Origin of the sequence: Acidaminobacter sp. JC074, from assembly GCF_022496765.1 — a bacterium.
Classification (GTDB): Bacteria; Bacillota; Clostridia; order Peptostreptococcales; family Acidaminobacteraceae; genus JABXKX01.
In genome coordinates this window covers 115,694-135,899 of record NZ_VANV01000010.1, presented here as the reverse complement: position 1 = coordinate 135,899, position 20,206 = coordinate 115,694, and the positions used below count along the sequence as shown (strand labels likewise).

The window sequence follows — 20,206 nt, the reverse complement described above, 5'->3', positions numbered from 1 at the left end:
ACATGACATTAAAACTTGGCAGGTAACAAAATCCACGATCATCTCTTACTAAACCTTGATTTTACTTATAATCTAGATTAAAATTTCTAATCATTTCAATCGGCACACGCTTTGGCATCCTTCTTTCAGTTCGTTTTAAAACATCTTTCTCATCCATTTGATGATGATCTGCAATCATTTTTCTAACGCCAGCTTCACACCTTTTACCTTGGCAGTTACCCATTCCAGCTCTAATGCGCCTTTTTACGCCATCTGTCGTTTTGATTTCTATAGGTCCCTCAAGACAAGCTTCTATCCTAGACTGTCCTTGTTGTTCACATAGGCAAATAACTTGATCATTAGGAATGCTGTAATAGCTATTTCTAATAGGATTGAAATCTGATTTTAGTGTTAGTTCATGTTTACTTAAGATCAAGTCTAGTACATAGTCAGCAATGGCTGGCGATGATGTAAGACCTGGCGAATCAATACCACCCACCGTAATGGCATGATCATGAACATATTTAATAAAAAAATCCTTATTGTGGCTCATGGCTCTAATGCCAGAAAATGTTGTGAGTGCTCTTTTTACATTAAAGGCGTCATATGTTTTCTCTGCCAGCTTTAAAATATTTTTCAATCTTTCTTCTGATGTATCTGTTGATACCTCATCCATCAAGTCCTCTGCATCAGGTCCTATCATAAGATTGCCATGTACAGTCTGAGTAACAAGAACCCCTTTGCCTTTTTCAGTCGGTGTTTGAAAAAGCACATGATTCAACTTATTTTGATCTTTTCCAAATAAAACATACTGGCCCCTTCTAGGGTGGATGGTCAGTTCATGATTGCCAAGCATATCATTAATTAATCCAGATCCAAGACCGGCTGCATTGATGATAAACTTACCTTTTAGACTGCCCTTGTTGGTTGTTACAACAAAGTGATCATTACAGCTAATTTCTTTAACTTCATGACCCAAGAATAGGTCAAGACCATTATCTAGGGCATTTTCAACGAGTGCGATGGTCATTTCATATGGAGAAGTAATACCAATAGAAGGTACATACATACCACATGTGACACCTTCAGCCAGATTTGGTTCTAAATCATATACCTCTTCTTTAGAAAGCATTCTAATATCTGTTTGACCAACTTTTATACTATTGTCCTGTTGCTTCTTTAAAATCTCTAAATCATCTTCACTAAAACCTAGTACGATCCCACCAATTCTCTTAAAGCCAAAGTTAAGCTCTTCATTCAGCTTATCAAACATGAGATTACCCTTGATGCATAGTTGTCCTTTCAAAGTACCATATTTACCGGCATAACCACCGTGGACAATACCACTGTTGGCTTTAGATGCACCTAAAGATACATCCTCTTCTTTTTCTATCAGAGCAAGCTTACAGTCGTAAGCACTCAATCTTCTTGCTATGGCAGCGCCAACGACACCAGCGCCAATAATTATAAAATCATACATAAAAACTCCCTTTCTCTTAGTTTATTGTATCATTCTCTGGGTATTTTTATAATAAGTTGGAGGTGTTTTATGGATCAAAGAAAAAGTAATCAATGGAGCATGGTCGGATTTGGTGGCTTATTACTAATTGGCTTCCTTTTTAGCGGCCTTAAATCACTTACAGATTTTATAACAAATTATCAATGGTTTAAATTTAACAGTTACATTCAAACATTTCTAGTAAAAGTAAAAACTGAAGTCTTAATAATTGTGCCTTTAACGTTGTTAATTGCAATAGGTTTATTTGTTTATCTTAAACAGTTAAAAAGACAGTATTATCATGCAGCCCATATATTTTATAATGCCAATGCAGACAAAAATATTCATAGAGCTATGATCGCCTTTACTAGTATCTTCGGTTTTTTTGTAAGTTTAATCATCAGCAACAGTATTTGGATTAAGCTGAGACTATTTTTAAGTCATGAAGTATTCGGAATAAAAGACCCAATCTTTAATAAAGATATAGGCTTTTATGTATTTAAATTACCGTTTTATGAACAAGTACTCGCAAGTTTGATTATGATCATGTTCTTGCTGGTATTTGTAACCATCATCTTTTTTATCATCATCATGACCATCAGGCATGCTGCTGAAAACAAATCTGCAGACATTCACTACATCAACCCACAACAAAGGTTAGCAGAAGTTTTAAGAAACGAAGTCACAAAAGCTGCAGTCAAGAGAGTCGCCTATCTTGGCCTCATTACCCTCTTGCTCTTCAGCTTTAGATATTACCTTAAAGGTTATGAGCTTATGTACTCAACAAGAGGGGTTGCCTATGGTGCATCTTATACAGATATCCATGTCACTTTAATCTTATACAGAGTCTTAAGCGTGGCAACACTAATTTCATCGGGCTTATTTGCATTTGCCCTGCTAAAAGGCAAAACCAAATTGGCGATTGCCGTGCCAGTGGTATTAGTATCTATTGGTATCATAGGTTCCATAACAGCCTTAATCGTCCAACAGCTTATTGTTGAACCAGATGAAATCAACAAGGAAAAAGAATATCTAGAATACAATATTGAGCATACCCAGCAGGCTTTTGGCCTCGAAGAAGTGAAAAAGGAAGATTTCCTTTTAGAACAAACCCTTACATGGGAAGATATATTAGAAAATGACAATACCATTAAAAACATCCGTATCAATGATGCAAGACCTTTGCAGCAGACATACAATCAAATTCAAGGTATTCGTCTGTATTACTCTTTCCAAGGCCTTGACTTAGACAGATATGTGATCGATGGCGAGTATCGTCAAGTCTTTATATCAGCCCGTGAACTCAACCAGGAAAACTTAAGTGAACAGGCTAAAACTTGGATTAACAAACACTTAAAGTATACCCATGGTTATGGTATCGTTATGTCACCAGTTAACGAAGTAACTGAAGAAGGTCAACCAAAACTCTTACTGAAAAACATACCACCGGTAAGTGAATCTAGCTTGGTTGTTAACCGTCCAGAAATCTACTTTGGTGAACTCCCTGATAGATATGTGGTAGTGAACACCAATGAAGATGAGTTCGATTATCCTTCAGGATCAGACAATAAAACAACGAGATATGAAGGTGACGCCGGTTTATCACTTAATGGTTTCAACAGACTCCTCTTCTCTATTAGAGAGTCCAGTATGAAATTATTTGTTTCATCTGTTGTTACAGATGAAAGTAAGATTATCTTATACAGAAATATTCAAGACAGAGTAAAGAAAATTGCACCGTTTTTAGAGTATGACCAAAATCCTTATATGGTTCTTAACCAAGAGGACGGTCACCTCTACTGGATCATCGACGCTTATACAACCAGTCGCTACTACCCATATTCACAGCTGACAACCTTTAAGAACAAACCTGTTAACTATATCAGAAACTCTGTTAAAGTTGTTGTTGATGCTTATGATGGTACCACTGACTTTTACATCATAGATGAAGACGATCCTATTACAAGTGCTTATGACGATATCTTTACAGACTTATTTAAGCCAATGGAGGATTTTCCTACAGGCTTAAAGGCACATATCAAATATCCTCAAGACTTCTTTAACCTTCAGTCTTCTGTTTACAGATCATATCATGTAGACAATCCTGAAGTATTCTATAACGGTGAAGATGTTTGGGATATTGCCAATGAGAAGTACATTGACCTTGATCAACCAATAGAATCAAACTATGTTATGTTTAAGTTGCCGGATTCAGAAACTGAAGAATTTGCCCTTATCGTTCCTTATACACCTAAAGAGAAAGCCAATATGACCTCTTTATTTGTAGCTAGAAATGATGGTGACAATTATGGTAAATTATATATATACAAGTTTCCAAAAGACAAGACCATTCAAGGTCCTATGATGATTGAGTCAAGAATTGATCAAGATTCAACCATTTCACCTCAATTTACACTTTGGGGTCAAGAAGGATCCAATGTCTTAAGAGGTAACATGATTGTTGTACCAGTAGAGGATTCACTTTTATACATTGAACCGATCTACTTAGAAGCCAACAATCCTAACTCATTACCTGAAATGAAACGTGTTATCGTCGCTTACAATGATACCATTGTCATGGAAGAAAACTTAGATACCGCCCTAAGGAAGGTATTTGATCAATCAACCTTTACAATTGACATTGATGCAAGTGAGTTATCACCAGAAGTTAAAAGACTCATCCAAGAACTGACCTTATTGTTTAATGATACAAAGTCTAACATGGAAGAAATTGAGTCGGTACTCAATCAATTAAATCAGATTTTAGAAGGAAATTAACATGTGTGGACGCGTCATTTTAACATTAAGTGCAAAGATGATCAGACAAATTTTAGCAGAAGAATACGACATTAATGATTTAAACATAGACGACTTTGTACCCAGATACAATCTAGGACCCAGTCAGGATATGTTAAGCATCATCAAACACAATGGGGACTACCGATCAGGTTACTTAAAATGGCGCTTTATTCCATCCTATGCAAAGAACCAGAACGACGGCTATAAGTATATCAATGCTAGAAGCGAAACGGTTCATGAAAAAGTCACTTACAGAGAAGCATTTTCTAAAAGAAGATGTCTTCTTATCTGTAATGGCTTTTATGAATGGAAACGATCTGAAGTAAAAAAGCCTTTTCTATTTCATAGAAAAGACTTTAATCTGATTACCCTAGCAGGTATATGGCAGCCGCAACATCTAGATGATGGCAGTAAAGAGTATGGCTTTTCTATCGTCACAACAGAGGCCAACGAAGTCATGGCACCCATTCACCATAGAATGCCAGTGATACTCGATGACAGGCATGCCAAGCTCTGGTTAGATCAATCCACTTCCTTTGAGGAACTTCAGCATCTTATGAAACCTATCCACAAAGACTATCTATCCTGCTATGAAGTCAGCGACTACGTCAACAATGTTAGAAATCAAGATGAAATCTGCATACAGAGCATACAATAAAACACACCTCATCAGTGTGTTTTTAGATTTCATCTATTATTTTATTAAGAGCCTTCCATTCCTTTTCATATTGGACCAATCGCTCTTTACCTATTTCTGTTAATCTATAATACTTCCTTTTTGGTCCTTTTGTAACTTCTCCTGTGTACACTTCAGTACTACCATCTTTGTTAAGTCTTCTTAAAACAGAATAAAAGGTACTCTCATCCACTTCTGGAAAATATGTTTTCATCATTTTAAGAATTTCATAACCATAACAATCTTTCTTTTTAATTATTTTAAGCATGCATAGATCTAAGACACCTTTTTTCAACTGAGCATTCATTTAATCACCTTCTTAGAAACCATAGATATAATGATACCTAAGATTAACGGAATCACAGAAGCCATAACTAAAAGATGAAAATTTCTCGGATCCAATCTATCTGTTAAATTTCTAAACAAATACAAGACAGAATACATCGATCCAACACAAATTGGAATATAGAGACCTTTATTAAGGTAAACGTAATATAGAATATAAAACAGATTCATATAAAATATAAATATTTGTAAAGGACCATTAAATAGCCATATCCATGGTTGCTCAGTTAGATGTGCAAAAATATAAGGATCAGACGAATATCGAAAAGCATTGTAAGACATAAACAATATAATAATTATATTTAAAATAGGTACGCTCCAGAATAGTCTACCAACCCTTCGATTATGTAAATCAAGTACCGACATCAATAAAATCGATGACACAAGAGGAAACACAATTGCTAAAATGTGTAAATCCATACTGCCTTCTACAGAATATAAAAACGAACCTCCCAAGATAAAACTAATCAAATAGGCAAATAATTTCCATAACCTTAGTCTTAGTAAGGAGAAAAGATTCTCCGATGTAATGTTTTGAAATGCCTTAACAGGTCTACCTAAGTTTGATATCACCTGTATATCCGATAAACCTTCTTCTTTAGACTCTTTGAAAATGCTTTTGTAATCTTCTACAATTTCATTGATCTCTTGTCTATCGTATAAGATATATAACAGTAGCTTCAGTTTTAACATATATCTCTTTTCCATACATCCTCCTCTCTACTGACTAATAATCACTAGCTATTTTCAGTATATCACCTACTGACTAATAATCAATAGACATACAAGAAAAAACTGCTCATTTTTGAACAGTCTTCATAGTTACTTTAAATATACCTTCATGGCTTGCAGGATAAAATCTGCCAAGCCTTTTTTTATTTTATCATAGTAAGTTGTGAATCTCTCATCATTGACATACATGGCAACAAGGCCTAAGTGGGCTTCTTTCGAGTAGTCTGTCCAGTAGGTCATCAGCCACTTTTTATGCATGTCACATGCTGTCATGGCAAGACTTCCTGATGGATCATTTTCTTCCATTGCCTTCACGAAAGTTTCATGCATCTGACTTGTCAGTCTTTCATGGTCATCCATCTCTTCTTTTGACATCTTTCTAAGCTTTTCATTAGCCATGTCCACCTTATGTCCATATAGGTCTCTAGCTGCTTTGCCGTATTTTTCTTCATTTTCTTCTATCATCTTTTCTTTTAGACCTTCAAATTTTTCTTGATCTGTCATAATATAGTCTCCTTTCTTATGCATCAATGTCTTATCGATGTTTTCTATCAAGTCAGATATACGAACTAGTTCCTCTTGAAGCTTTCTTCTATGTTCAAGTAAAGTTTCTTCCGGATTAAAATCTTTACTTAAAACCAATGTCTTTATCTCTGTAAGAGACAAACCCATGGCCTTATAAAACATAATCTGTTGTAAAAGGTCTACACAAGCTTCATCGTATAATCTGTAACCTGATTCACTATAAGAGGAAGGCTTTAACAAATTGATTTCATCATAATACCTCAGCGTACGTGTACTTATCTGGGCCAGGCTGGCTAACTTTTTTATGGTATACATCATCGTCCTCCTCAGTTAAGACTATAAGCCATGACGTAACGTGAAGGTCAACACTTTTCTAGAACAATCATTAATTCTGTCGCTAAATCAAAACCATGTTCGTCTAATCGCTTCTCTATGCTTATACCCAGTTCTTTCATTTGAGTGTAAGACTCATGGTCCTCAATTCTCTTTAAGGAGTTATAAATAGATGATTTTAAAAAGTCAAAGTCCTCTTGAGAAAAAACATGTTTGTCTTCAAAGACTACATCCCAAGCATCTATAAACTTCAAATCTTTATGTGATGTATAATCGATAATGGTCTTTTTATCAAAGGTATCATTATGTACATTACCAGTCATCCTATCTACCTTTGCCCAGAAATGATGCAAATGAACATGAGACATCTGCTTATCTGTTTGAAAGTCCTTATACATCTCTTGGATGATGATTTTACCACCTGGCTTAAGAAGATCTACCATCTTATTTATAATAATATATGGATCTTCAAAGTGATGTAAGGAGTTCGACAAACATACAATATCAAAGGACGCATCCATGTCCATCACATCTCTTACTTCAAAACTTACCCTTTCATCCTCATTCTTTTGATTAGCAGCTTCAATTGCCCTTTCCAGCGTATCGATTCCCAAAATTGACTTGTAGTGGTTACAAGTTTCTTTTATCATACTAACAAATTGTCCCGAACCCGTACCAATATCTAAAATACTTGCATCTCTAGTCCTATCTAATATCTCTTTTAATCTCTTCACTAATTTTCCTCCACCAACATCTCTTTTTTAGGTAACAACAAATAACATGCCAATAAGATGATAAAGCCTATCCAGCGACCAATGTTGCTCTGCCAATACGGAAATATTGCAGAAGTGGTATTGGCTATGGCATGGAATAAAATCATCCATACGATACTGCCATGTGTTCTTCTATAAAACCATGTGTAATAGAATGCATACAGGGTATTTTGAAGGACAAATTGATAAAAAGGTATATGACTTTGAACCGTTCCTTCCATAAAGAAAAGAGGTAAATGCCATAAAGACCATACCAGACCCAAGATTAAGGTGCCCCTATAGATATGTTTCTTGGTCAGCTCATTCTGTAGATAGCCACGCCAGCCAAACTCTTCTCCCAGTGGGCCACCAATAAAAATAATCGGGATGAACATGACGATGTTGCCCAAAGCTATGTTGGCAGTAAAATTTGTATCAATTCCCTTTGTCAAAAGAAAAGACATGAGTCCCTGAAGTGGGATGTAAGTAATCATAATCAAAGCGATCAGCCAATTGATTTTTAGCTTCAAACGCTTCTTATGCCAACCCTTATGATACTTGTTTAAAAATACAATTCCGACAACTGACGGCACCATATTTGCAAACATACTTATTAACATAAAGGGTTCAGCCACATCCATATGCTGATTTAAAACTGCAGGTAACCATAAAAGCCATGTGAGAACAAGTGTTACAATAATAAATAAATGTGATCTTTTCATATGCACTCCTTTAATACAATTTTAAACCAAATATCAGAAAATTTGAAATATAATAAATTTTCTTAATATCTATAGGCTATTGACATAAGATTTAATAACGATTAAGATGATTGTGTTAATTAATTTAATACTAGTAAATATTTTCGAGTTTTTAGACCTAAGGTTTTAGCTATGGTTTAAAAATCGATGGGTTTAATTAGAAATGGTTAAGCCTTCCGTGTTTGAAAAGAAAGTATAAATAAGCCTAGTTATGACTATGCCTTTTTCGAATACGGACGTTTTACGTCTATTTTTTTTGGAGAGGAGAATTATGAACGGAATTTATCAGGTAAGAAAACCTAAAAACGAACCAGTCAGAACCTATGAAGCGGGTTCTCTAGACCGCCACTTACTAGAAGAAGCTTTAGAAGAGCTAAAAAACGACTTTCTTGACATACCACTTATTATAGGTGGTAAAGAAATCCGAACAGGCTCAACAAAAGCTTGCATCTTACCCCATGATCATCAAACCAGCATCGGTCACTATCACCAGGCTGGTCAAGAGGAAGTTGCCATGGCCATTGAAGCTGCCTTAGAAGCCAAGGCATCATGGGAAAAGATGCCCTTTCAACACAAGGCTTCCATATTTCTAAAAGCTGCAGAGCTACTTTCTACTACATGGCGATATAAAATGAATGCTGCTACCATGCTTGTACAGAGTAAAAATCCTCATCAAGCTGAAATTGATGTGGTATGTGAGTTGATTGACTTCTTTAAGTTTAACGTCCACTTCATGGAAAATATCTTAAGAGATCAAGCCTTATCAACAAAAGAAACTTGGAACAGAGTTGAATATACTGGATTAGACGGTTTTATCTATGCAGTCTCACCATTTAACTTTACATCTATAGGTGGTAACCTGGCTTGTGCCCCTGCTCTTTGTGGCAATGTTGTTTTATGGAAGCCTGCTTCTACAGCTGTATACTCCAATTACATGATCATGAAGCTATTAGAGGAAGCTGGCATGCCAAAAGGTGTGATCAACTTTGTACCTGGTCCATCTCAAAGTATTACAGATGCCGTTCTTGATCATCCCGAGTTTTCAGGTTTTCATTATACAGGTTCTACATCTGTTTTCTCAAACATCTGGTTGGAGATTGCTAAAAAATTACCCACTTACAGATCATACCCAAGAATAGTTGGAGAAACGGGTGGTAAAAACTTTGTATTTGCTCATCATTCAGCTGACATTGATACACTGGTAGTTGCCCTAGTAAGAGGTGCATTTGAGTATCAAGGACAAAAATGTTCTGCAGCAGCAAGAACCTATATTCCTGAGTCCATATGGCCTCAAGTAAAAGACAAATTACTGAAGATGACATCTCAGCTCACTTATGGTCCAATTGACGACTTCAAACACTTTGTGAATGCTGTTATTGATAAGAGGTCTTTTGACAGAATCAAAGGCTATATAGAAAAAGCGCAAACATCCAGTGATTCAGAACTTTTATTTGGCGGTTCATGTGATGACAAAGTTGGTTATTTTGTAGAACCGACGATCATCCAGTCATTTACACCCGATTCTGCAACCATGGTTCAAGAAATATTCGGACCAGTCCTAACCGTGTATGTTTATAAAGATGAGGACTTTATCCAAACACTGAACCTATGTGAGTCAAGCTCCCCTTATGCCTTAACAGGAGCTATTTTCGCAAAAGATAGAGATGTGCTTTTAACCATGGAAAACCATTTAAAGAAGGCAGCTGGCAACCTATACATCAATGATAAACCGACTGGTGCAGTTGTAGGGCAGCAGCCATTTGGCGGTTCACGTGCCTCCGGTACCAACGACAAGGCTGGATCAAAGCAAAACCTTATGCGCTGGATCAATACCAGAGTGGTCAAAGAAAACTTCTCATCACCAACGACATATGAGTATCCATTTATGTCAGAGTAATAAAATCTTCTATTTTCTTATAAAAAAACTTCCAAGCACACACTTGGAAGTTTCATTTTTATACTTTGAATCTATTGATGATTTCATGAAGCTTAATCGTAACTTCATTCACATGCTCAGACTGTTCAGAAATACTCTTCATCAACTCTGCCTGAGTCGCCATAGTAGCAGAAATTTCTTCACTGCTTGCAGCATTTTCTTCAGTAATTGCTGATATACCTTCAATGGCATTAAGTACAACTGCCTTATTTTCATCTACGTTTCTAATGCTTTCAATCAAGTCCTGTAAATCATAGAAGGTTGAATCGATAGCCTTTTGGATACCTTCAAAAGACTCACCTACATCTTTTACAAAGGTATCAGAAGCAGTAACTGCATCTTTTGAAGACGACATATTGTCCATGGTCAAATCAATTTCTTTCGTAATTTCACCGACAATTTCTTCAATTTCACTCGTTGAATGTGATGTTTGTTCTGCAAGCTTTCTGATTTCTTCTGCAACAACTGCAAAACCTCTACCCGCTTCACCCGCTCTAGCTGCCTCTATAGCTGCATTTAAAGCAAGTAAGTTGGTTTGTTCTGCAATCGCCTGAATGGTTGACGTGATTTCTGTAATCTGTGATGACGTTTTTGACAACATAGCAACATTATCGTTCAAACGATCTGTTGATGACTTGGTTACTTCAAACTGTTCAGTTAATTGACCAACAATCACAACACCATTTTTATTCTTTTCATTCACTTCCTTAACACTTTCAGAAATAGAATCTGATTTCGTTACACTGGCTTTGATGTCTTCAGCAAGCATATGCATCTTTTCAGCAGCAACTTGTGCTTCACCCGCTTGTTCAGTAGCACCATTGGCAAACTCGTCTACAGTTGTGTTAACCGCTTCAGTACCCTGCAAGCCATCTTGGACAATAGAATGTAACTGTGTCGATGTTTGGTCTAGAAGACTGGCATCATTTTGAAGTATGCTGATGATATTTCTAATATTACCTCTTAAATCTAAAACAGCTTTGGCCATAACACCCGTTTCATCTTTTACCTTTAAGATGTCTTCATCTCTAGAATCATGGCTGATATCTAAATCAGATGTCTTATTGACTAATTTGGTTAACTTCTTAATCGGCTTAGTGATGGTTAAGCCAAATAATTGCGATAAAACAACAGCAACTAATACAACAATTACAGTAACTACAAACATTGTTATCAAAGAGTTTCTCATAAGCTTACCAGCTTCTTCTTTTTCATACTCTATGATTTCTTCAATATCACTTACATAATTGCCTGTACCAATCATCCAACCATACGGCTCATAAAGATAGATATATCCTCTTTTTCTTGAGGCCTCTTCTTCATTTGGCTTTGGAAAATAATAATCCAGATAACCAGCGCCATCCGCCTTGACAATAGCTGCGAACTCTTCAATGATTTTGGTACCATTTTTATCCGTCAAGCCCATACGGTTGGTACCTTCTACGTCTTCACGTCCTAGTAGTACAACATTGGTACCATCTAGTGTGTCGGCCCAGAAATAACCACCGTCGCCGTACTTGGCAGATCTGATGATATCTGCTGATAATTTTTCAGCTTCTGATGCAGTCAACTGACCTGCCTTAGCTGAATTTTGGACTGCGTCTAGTGAACTAACAACAGCCTCTACTTCGTGTTTTATAGCGTTATCATAATCCAAATACAATTGATGTGACAACAAGTCAATCAACTGATCTGTGTTTCTACTTAATGAAAAGTAAAATACCCCCGATAAAACAAGTGCTAATATCAAAGTATTGATAATAACTGCTAGAAAAATTTTTGACCCTATTTTTCTCATAACTCCTCCCAAATCTAAACATATTTCTGCTTAAATATTATCTCTTATATAAAAGTATTTGTAAACATTTAAACGTAAAGTATTTACACCCAGAAAGTTTGTTGATAAAACTATTTTTTTATTTTAAGATCAAAAAAGATATGGTAGATACCAAGCCACCCAGTGATGTACCCCAAATCATATCTACGACAGTCACCGTAAGAGGCCAATCTTTTAATGTAGCCATATTGGTAAGGTCGTATGTTGTATAGGTAATCAAGCCAAAGAGAAGGCCATTTATAATCACTTTTTTAAGGGATTCGGCCTCAAGTCCTGGATTGATGACAAAATGAATCAGTCCAAAAATAAAAATTGCATAAAACAAGAGGGCTGCATACCAATTAGGAGGGCTTCTCATAATAAAGCCAATTTGATTTTGATAAAATTTTCTGGCAACAAGTACCAGCCAGATCATGTCAACACCAATAAAAACAAGAAATGTAATCAGATAAGTTTTCATAACTAATCCTTTCTAAACCAAGGGACAAAAATATTTGTCACTTCTGCATAAGCCCTAAAATCTTCTCTTTTCATATATTTCTTTTCCAGCATAGGTACGCCAGATACAAAGCGAATGGTAATGGTTATAGTCAGTGGTCCTAAGACAGTCCACCAAGTATTCGGTTGGAAACCAATTAAGTATATGCCCCACCATAATAAAGCTTCGCCAAAATAGTTGGGGTGCCTAGAATACTTATAAAGACCTGTTACCATCAATTTTCCTTTATTAGATTTATCAGATACAAACTTTTTAAGTTGATAATCTGCAAGGGCTTCAAAGTAAAAGCCGGTTAGCCAAACAATAAGTCCAAGTATCATGAGAGGATTATTAGAAGTCTTATTAAAGATGTTATTGATGGTATAAGATGTCGAAATCATTATCATTATGACCATTTGCAAAGCATACACATGGAAAAATGCTTTTACTCTTGGAAACTTATCTCCCCACTGCTTTCTAAAATTCTGATAACGAAAGTCCTCAGGTTTACCTATGTTCCTTTTACCAATATGGTAGCTGAGCCTTAAGCCCCAAATGCTTACCAGTAGAGTTGCAAGTAGGCCACTCATGGACTGACTCCCCCTAATGTAGGTATGCCATGCTAGGACTACAAAACCAAACCCCCACGCAATATCAACAATTGAATTGTTTTTAACCACTTGTCCAATAACAAATAATATAAAATAGTAAATACTTAAGACAAGAAGCATTTCATAAAATACATTCACGGTATCACTCCTTTATATAGGCAAGGGCAAGAGCACCTTTACCTGCACCGTTTGCAATGATTGCAGAAGACTTAACCACATAATCCACTTGAATACCAAGGGATTCTAATTGCCTTCTTAAATCATGAATTTCTGATGAGTCGTCCACATAACAAAGGGCTAATTTCTTTATCTTATGTCGGTGTTTGATCTTTTCTACGTGTAATATAAGTTTCTTGAGTGCTTTTTTACGATTAAGGCCGACAGTTTCAATCGAGCCCTTTCCATCTCTTAAAGTAACAATAGGCTTGATACCTATTCTTTTTACAAACGACCCCATCCTAACACTCAATCGACCAGAACGTATCATAGGATCTAATGAATCTACCTTCACAAGGATTTTAGCGTTTTCTATATCCTTAGATATATGACGTAAAATCTCACTTGTAGCCATGCCGTCTTTTAAGTAATCAATACACTGATGGACAAGAAGACCTTGGGCAACAGAGTTTTGCATGGTATCAATAACATGGACATTGTCTAGATCTTTAGCAAGTCTTTTCATCAATCCATACGTTCCACTTAAATCTCTTGAAACACACAATACAATAATTTCATCATAATAAGATTGAAGGTATTGATACAAGTTTTTTATCTGTTTTTCTGACGGCAAAGTTGATGTCGGCTTTAAATGAGCCAGACTTAAAACACGTTCATTTTCTATGGTTAATTTATCAAAATAAGATTCCTCCCCTATTAACAAGGAAAGGTGGATCATTTGAACTTGCTCCTCATCAAGGATGTCTAGAGGTATATCTGCAATTGAGTCAGTTACAATAACACGCTTGTACTTTCTATGGTGAACCATATCATACTGCAACTTCATATCGTCTACCTTCTGCTCTAAAATTGTCCCGGTTTTTGAAAGTATGTCAAAAACCCTAGATGGTTCATCTGTATGAATATGAACGCGTTTAGTATGGTCATTTCCAGCTACGATTAAAGAATCACCCAGATATCCTATCAGGTCTTTTAGATGTTCTTCCTTTGTTTTGATTAAAGCTTCCGTACAGTATCTATAATTGAAATCATCCTCATGAACAGCTTGTATTTCAGGAACGCTTTCTTCTTCCACTAGTACAAGTTCTCCCTTAAGGCCCTTGATGAAGCCCTTCAGAAACATTTGAAAGCCTCTTGCACCTGAATCTACAACAGAAGCCTTTTTAAGGACTTTTAGCTGTTCAGTTGTCTTTTCAACAGCATGAAGTACATGATGATAAGCATTCTCTAATGACTGTTCGAAACTATCAAAATCGTAGTCTCTTAATGCATCATGAAAGACACGCATGATGGTTAGTATGGTCCCTTCAACGGGGACTTCAACAGCATCATAAGCATAGTTCAGACCATTGAAGCTTGCGTCTAACAAATTCTTTTCATTCATTTCATCTTCATCAATCCCCTCTGAAAAACCTTGGAAATACTGAGCGAATATGATGCCGGAGTTGCCTCTAGCGCCTACAAGGGCCGCTTCAGCTACTGATTTTAAGGTCAACTTCAAGGTGGATTTTTCTTCTGAGTGTGTAATAATACTCTGCATAGTTGAATAGAGATTGCTACCAGTATCACCGTCTGCGACTGGAAAAACATTGATTTTATTAAGCTGTGTTTTATGATTCATAACCTCTTTGGCACCTGTAATGATGCCAGTAAATACCCTATCTTTTTTCATGAGCCACCTTCTTATTATGTCTATTCTATTTCTTGAACCTTTTCACCGTCTACAACATTGTTCTGTCCTCTGATAAGTACTCTTTTCACTTGATTAATTTCCCCTACTTCTATCCAGTCATCCTTTGATAGACCTGTTGTCACCCTCACTTTTTCTACAGAATCATCTTCTAAAAGATAAACATAAGATTCTGTGTTGCTTCTAACGATCGAGCTCGTAGGCACCATATAGGCCATATAAGTAGATACAATGTATTCAATCTCAGTATATTCACCAATTATATAATCATAGGAGTCTGCTGCTTCTATATGAATTTCAAACAACTTAGTTTGTGAATCCGGTATCTCGTTGATTTTAGAGATCAAGCCCTTATGTGGCTCGTCTCTATCGCCATCCACATAGATGGTAACCGAATCACCGATTTCCAGAAGTCTCTTTAAATCACTAGATATAAAGGTTTTTATAAAGACTTTAGATTTGTCTACCACTGAAATAGCTAGGCGATTTGAAAGACTTTCACCTTCACTGACATATATAGCTGCAACCGTGCCATCGATAGGACTTACCAAAGCCTTGTCATTTACAGACTCTTTTAGATTCTTAACCTGATTCCTATAGTTGGTATTGGCATCTAGATACTGTCTGTACAGGCTATTCATTTGGTTTTCAGACTGGTCATACTGTGATTTTGTAATAATACCAGCTGTGAACAACTTGTCTTGATTTTCAAAATCCAACTTAGATTGATCGTATTGTGATTTTAGATTATCTCTAATGGTTCTAAGCTGACTTTCACTCGCTAAATAAGATGCCGTAACATTATCATCTTCTAATAAAAGTAAAGTTTCATCACTTATAACCGGCTCACCAACAGATTTTAAGATCAAATCAACATCACCCGTTGCATAAATATCTATTTGATTGTTAGGAACAGCTTCCCCAATACTGATGTATGTTTTTTCAACTTGGTCATATTTCATATTAACGGCATGAACAGCTGTCAGGGATGGACTTTCTGTTTGTCTTGCTTCTGTTGAACAACCGGTTAATATTAAAAGTGTCATCATTATTATTACAATGTATTTCATGACTTAACCGCCTTTCTGTTTTTGCTAAACAACCTATAAATGGTTGGAATAAATATAAGTGTCAAAATGGTAGTTACCATCAAACCAAAGATCAAAGAGAAGCTGAACTGAGCATAGTAACTCTCCTTAAAAGCCAGTGGTAATACACCACTTATTGTTGTCAGTGTCGTTGCCAAAACTGGATTAAATCTGGTTTCACCAGCCTCTATGATGGCATCTATAATCGTATAACCTTGACTTTTTAATTGGTTGATATAATCAATTAGTACAATGGCATCATTTACAGCTATACCAATTAGAGCAACCAAACCCATAAAGGCATAAAATCCAAACTCATTACCTGTTATAATCAATCCCCATATGACCCCTATAAAAGCCATTGGAAGTGTTGTTAGGATAATGAAAGGTTGGCCTATAGACCTAAACTGCAGGGTTAAAATAATAAATACTAGAAATACAGCTACAATCATACTCTGAAACAAGTTGCCGAAATTCTGATCAATACCTTCTACATCACCTGAATACTTGATTTCAATACCATTTGGAATATCAATTGAAGATCTAAACTCACTTACCACATCATTGACGTTGTAACCTTCTTTTAGATCAGCCTCTATGGTAATTACTCGTTTACCATCTTTTCTTGTTATATTGGACAAACCGCTTTGTAGGCTAATATCAGAAAAACTCGAAAGCGTCAGCATATTACCGAGCGGTGTTGCTATAAAAAGATTTTCGACTTGAGAGATATCAGTGATTTGATTCAAATCTTTTCTTAAAATGACATCAATTTCTTGGCCATTTTCTCTAAGACTTGTAGCTTCAACTCCAGTTATTTCACCTCTCAGCTGATTGGTAATTTGAACTGGCGATATACCATAGTTAAGACCCTTATTTTCATTGATATCTATCAGTATTTCTGGCACACCAACAGATACGCTTGATTCAACGTTGTAGACACCAGGAATGCCTTTTAGATTTGTTGCAACTTCTTTTGAAAAGACATCTGCCCCTCTTAAATCATCGCTTAAGATTCTAATAACAATAGGTTTACCGACAGGAGGTCCCGTTACAACTGTTTGAATAGAAATAGTTGCACCAGGAATCTTCTTGGACAATTCTTCTACCTGGTTGAGAATATCAAAGCCCGATCGCTTGCTGGTGTCTAACTCAACAGAAATTCTGCTTGAATCTATTTCAGTACCACCAATGGTTGTTGAAAATTGTGTGACTTCTTCTATTTCTTTTAGGTAAGTTTCCAGTTGACCTGTTATGCTCCCTGTATCTTCTAAAGTTGTGCCACCAGGTGTGTCTATAAGTATGTTAAGTGATGTTGGTTCTCCTTTTGGGAAAAAAGAAATCTTCAAAAGTCCAGAAGTGATACTCATAATACTCAGACCCAATACAGAAAATCCAATAAATAGAACAAGTACAGTTCTTCTTTTCTTCTTAATAATCCATCCTATCAACTTGCTGTAGCTTCTGGTAAGTCTGGTCTCTTCTAAGCCTTTATCTGTTAAAAAAATCATCCTTAGAAGCATCAAGAGAGAAAACAAGCCGGTCATGATGTACGTAATCATTACATTGTCTATATCTCTAAATGCAAGATAACTTAGTAGAGTAACTAAACCAGTTCCTAGGACAATTCTTACAAACTTATTTAAATGTACCCTTTTTTTCATCTTAAGTATCTTAGAAGACAGACTTGGTGTGATCACAAGTGATACCAACAAAGATACGGATATGGTGATCATTATGGTCTTTGGTATCGTTGAGACAAAAGCGCCCAGTATACCTGGTAGAATGGCTAAAGGGAAAAATGCAGCCAATGTCGTTAAGGTTGCTGATGAAATCGGCAAACCAACTTGGTTAGTACCATAAAGTGCAGCTTCATTTGCAGTGAATCCTTTTTTCCTTAAGCGGTCTATGTTTTCCATGACAATAATGGAGTTGTCTACTAGTAAACCAAGAGCAACAATTAAACCCAATATTGCAAAGGTGTTAAAGGTAATATCAAATAAAGATAACAAACCTAAGGTACCTAGTAAAGAAAGTGGTATGGTAAGAGATACAATGATAGATTCCTTAAAACCTATGAATAAAAACAAAACAACAATAACAACCAAAAGGCCAGACCAAGCCGAATCTTGAATATTATCTAAATCACTTTGTACATTTTTAGATAGATCATTAGAAACATATACATTGACATCTATAGGCAAAACTTTTGTTGTCTCTAAAAGCTCTTTCACATCATCACTTGTACCGATGACATCACTGGCTACCTTTCTATTTACAGTAATGAAAAGTGACGGCAAAACTTCTTCACCTTTGATATAAGTTCTATTGTAAGTAGAGATCTCCTTAAGGCCATCAACAACGCTGGCAATATCTTTGATGTAGATGTTGTTTTTAATCAATGTATTTTCAATCTCATCAATGGCTGTATATCTTTCATCCACTCTTAAGTTGTATCTGACACCATTAAGTGATAACTCTCCTATAGGTGCTGAAAAGTTCTTACCCTGAAGAGCATTTTTCACATCGTTAAAGGTTATATTGTATTTCATCATCTGAAATTCATTCATAACCACTTCAATTTCTCTTTCCACATCTCCAGCAATCGAAACGGAATCCACACCTCTTACAGCCTCTATCTCATTTGCTAATTCCTCAGTAATCGCAGTCAGTTCTGACAGTGGATAATTCCCTACAACACTGATATTCATAAGCGGTATTTCTGATGTTGTAAATATCAAAGTTTTTGGATCTGAGACCCCATCTGAAAAAGAGATTTCTCTTAAGGCATTATCAATTTCAATTTTTTTCTGATTGATATCAACGCCTTCATTGAAACTAATAGAAACAATGGACAAGCCGAAACTAGACTCAGACTCAAGACTTTCTATGTCATCAAAATCCTTCACTTTGTTTTCTATTTTCTCTGTTACCAAACTCTCTACATCCTCAGGACTAGCTCCAAGGAAGAAAGTTTGAACAGTAATAGATGGAAAAACAATCTCAGGTAATGATTCTTTTGGTAAATTTAAGAGTCCAGATATACCTATGGCCGTGATTAGTAGTATCACTAAAATCGTTAATTGAAACTGACCAATAAAGAGACCAGCTGTCTTTCCAAAGATATTTATTTTTGCTTTTCTTTCATCTATATCTTTTTTATCCATTTAAAGCCTCCAAACATGCTTCATAAGTGGCAAATGTATCTATGCCAGTAAGTTCAAGCTTCTTAGCACCAGAACCTACAATGCAAATCTTAATCTTATCTAGACCACTGATCCTGTCCATTAATCTGTCTAACCACAGTTCGTTTGTAATAGAGAGAATCAAGTAGTCATAGCTGCCTTCTTTTATATAAGAAGTTAAATCATCTTTAGGAACCGCTTCACCTATATATTTTGTTTTGAAGCCATCTTCCTTTAGAAGTGACATAAGCATTTGTAGACCAAATGTATGTTTTTCACCGGGTGCCACCATGCCTATGATGCTCTTGTCATTTTGGAGACTGGATTTGCCTTCAAGTTGACCAATCATCTTTGCAATTTCATAACTTGTTTCATGTTCTTGGGAAATGGTGATTTCACCAACTTCCCACAACCACCCAAGTTTAGTAAGTGCGTATCTAAAGAGCTTGAAGTATACAGTTTTTAAGTCCGTCTGATTAAGTAGTCTAAGCGCAATCGATTTAGCCTTGTCTATATCATCAACAAGTAAATAATCTAGAAACTTATCAGATAAACCTACGATATCAGTTCCTGTTAAATCATTACCCACTAAGTCATCTAATGTCACATCAAAGTAGCTTGCAAGTGCTATAAGTGTCTCTAAATTTGGAGAACGTGTATCTTTTTCATAATTTGCTATTGTTGATTGCTTCATATTCAAAGCTCTTGACAGCTCACTTTGACTTATATGCTTTAATATTCTTAATTCCTTAATTCTTTTTCCAATCATTTGACCACCTCTTAATCTATACCTACCCAGTATAA

At 35.9% G+C, this 20,206-nt stretch carries 16 protein-coding genes and 1 riboswitch; of the genes, 3 read left to right on the top strand and 13 right to left on the bottom strand.

Features of this window, described 5'->3' with window-relative positions; all coding sequences use genetic code 11:
• Positions 1-61 precede the first annotated feature (61 nt).
• Entirely contained in the window at positions 62-1,459 is a 1,398-nt protein-coding gene (locus tag EZV73_RS12910) for an NAD(P)/FAD-dependent oxidoreductase (RefSeq protein WP_240840745.1), read from the bottom strand.
• Positions 1,460-1,528: 69 nt separating this feature from the next.
• Here EZV73_RS12910 and EZV73_RS12905 point away from each other — a divergent pair, with 69 nt between their 5' ends.
• Together EZV73_RS12905 and EZV73_RS12900 are read left to right on the top strand one after the other, a co-directional pair.
• On the top strand, positions 1,529-4,255 hold the full coding sequence (locus EZV73_RS12905) for a UPF0182 family protein (RefSeq protein ID WP_240840744.1): 2,727 nt from the start codon (positions 1,529-1,531) through the stop codon (positions 4,253-4,255).
• 1 nt (position 4,256) lies between these two features.
• A complete protein-coding gene (locus EZV73_RS12900; RefSeq protein ID WP_240840743.1) occupies positions 4,257-4,934 on the top strand; it encodes an SOS response-associated peptidase in 678 nt (225 codons plus the stop codon).
• Between the two features lie 22 nt (positions 4,935-4,956).
• Here the strand turns inward: EZV73_RS12900 and EZV73_RS12895 are convergent, their stop codons facing one another.
• The 5 genes from EZV73_RS12895 to EZV73_RS12875 all read right to left on the bottom strand — a co-directional run bounded on the left by EZV73_RS12895 (position 4,957) and on the right by EZV73_RS12875 (position 8,361).
• Positions 4,957-5,259: a PadR family transcriptional regulator gene (locus tag EZV73_RS12895; RefSeq protein ID WP_240840742.1), complete on the bottom strand. Its 303-nt coding sequence runs from the start codon at positions 5,257-5,259 to the stop codon at positions 4,957-4,959.
• Positions 5,256-6,005, bottom strand: a complete 750-nt coding sequence (locus EZV73_RS12890) for a hypothetical protein (RefSeq protein ID WP_240840741.1) — start codon at positions 6,003-6,005, stop codon at positions 5,256-5,258. Before EZV73_RS12890 ends, EZV73_RS12895 begins: the two co-directional genes overlap by 4 nt.
• 114 nt (positions 6,006-6,119) lie before the next feature.
• The gene (locus EZV73_RS12885; RefSeq protein WP_240840740.1) at positions 6,120-6,869 is read right to left on the bottom strand and encodes a MerR family transcriptional regulator; all 750 of its coding nucleotides are present in this window, start codon (positions 6,867-6,869) and stop codon (positions 6,120-6,122) included.
• A gap of 47 nt (positions 6,870-6,916) precedes the next feature.
• Positions 6,917-7,621, bottom strand: a complete 705-nt coding sequence (locus EZV73_RS12880; protein ID WP_240840739.1) for a bifunctional 2-polyprenyl-6-hydroxyphenol methylase/3-demethylubiquinol 3-O-methyltransferase UbiG — start codon at positions 7,619-7,621, stop codon at positions 6,917-6,919.
• Positions 7,621-8,361 (bottom strand): CPBP family intramembrane glutamic endopeptidase, encoded by a 741-nt coding sequence (locus EZV73_RS12875; protein WP_240840738.1) that lies wholly within the window; start codon positions 8,359-8,361, stop codon positions 7,621-7,623. The genes EZV73_RS12880 and EZV73_RS12875 overlap by 1 nt, the downstream gene beginning before the upstream one ends.
• A 129-nt stretch (positions 8,362-8,490) precedes the next feature.
• A riboswitch (molybdenum cofactor riboswitch) is annotated at positions 8,491-8,609 on the top strand.
• Positions 8,610-8,671: 62 nt separating this feature from the next.
• On the opposite strand from EZV73_RS12875, the gene pruA reads away from it, so the two are divergent.
• A complete protein-coding gene (pruA, locus tag EZV73_RS12870) occupies positions 8,672-10,297 on the top strand; it encodes an L-glutamate gamma-semialdehyde dehydrogenase (RefSeq protein WP_240840737.1) in 1,626 nt (541 codons plus the stop codon).
• A 58-nt stretch (positions 10,298-10,355) separates the two neighbouring features.
• Here the strand turns inward: pruA and EZV73_RS12865 are convergent, their stop codons facing one another.
• The 7 genes from EZV73_RS12865 to EZV73_RS12835 all read right to left on the bottom strand — a co-directional run bounded on the left by EZV73_RS12865 (position 10,356) and on the right by EZV73_RS12835 (position 20,171).
• Complete coding sequence (locus EZV73_RS12865) at positions 10,356-12,134, bottom strand: methyl-accepting chemotaxis protein (RefSeq protein ID WP_240840736.1); 1,779 nt, start codon at positions 12,132-12,134, stop codon at positions 10,356-10,358.
• A 118-nt stretch (positions 12,135-12,252) separates the two neighbouring features.
• Positions 12,253-12,633, bottom strand: a complete 381-nt coding sequence (locus EZV73_RS12860; protein WP_240840735.1) for a DUF2177 family protein — start codon at positions 12,631-12,633, stop codon at positions 12,253-12,255.
• A 2-nt stretch (positions 12,634-12,635) separates the two neighbouring features.
• The gene (locus tag EZV73_RS12855) at positions 12,636-13,400 is read right to left on the bottom strand and encodes a DUF1295 domain-containing protein (RefSeq protein WP_240840734.1); all 765 of its coding nucleotides are present in this window, start codon (positions 13,398-13,400) and stop codon (positions 12,636-12,638) included.
• Positions 13,401-13,404: 4 nt separating this feature from the next.
• Positions 13,405-15,111, bottom strand: a complete 1,707-nt coding sequence (locus EZV73_RS12850; RefSeq protein WP_240840733.1) for a DegV family protein — start codon at positions 15,109-15,111, stop codon at positions 13,405-13,407.
• Between the two features lie 20 nt (positions 15,112-15,131).
• Entirely contained in the window at positions 15,132-16,199 is a 1,068-nt protein-coding gene (locus EZV73_RS12845; protein ID WP_240840732.1) for an efflux RND transporter periplasmic adaptor subunit, read from the bottom strand.
• A complete protein-coding gene (locus EZV73_RS12840) occupies positions 16,196-19,384 on the bottom strand; it encodes an efflux RND transporter permease subunit (RefSeq protein ID WP_240840731.1) in 3,189 nt (1,062 codons plus the stop codon). The genes EZV73_RS12845 and EZV73_RS12840 overlap by 4 nt, the downstream gene beginning before the upstream one ends.
• A complete protein-coding gene (locus tag EZV73_RS12835; protein ID WP_240840730.1) occupies positions 19,377-20,171 on the bottom strand; it encodes a helix-turn-helix domain-containing protein in 795 nt (264 codons plus the stop codon). Before EZV73_RS12835 ends, EZV73_RS12840 begins: the two co-directional genes overlap by 8 nt.
• Between the last annotated feature and the right edge of the window lie 35 nt (positions 20,172-20,206).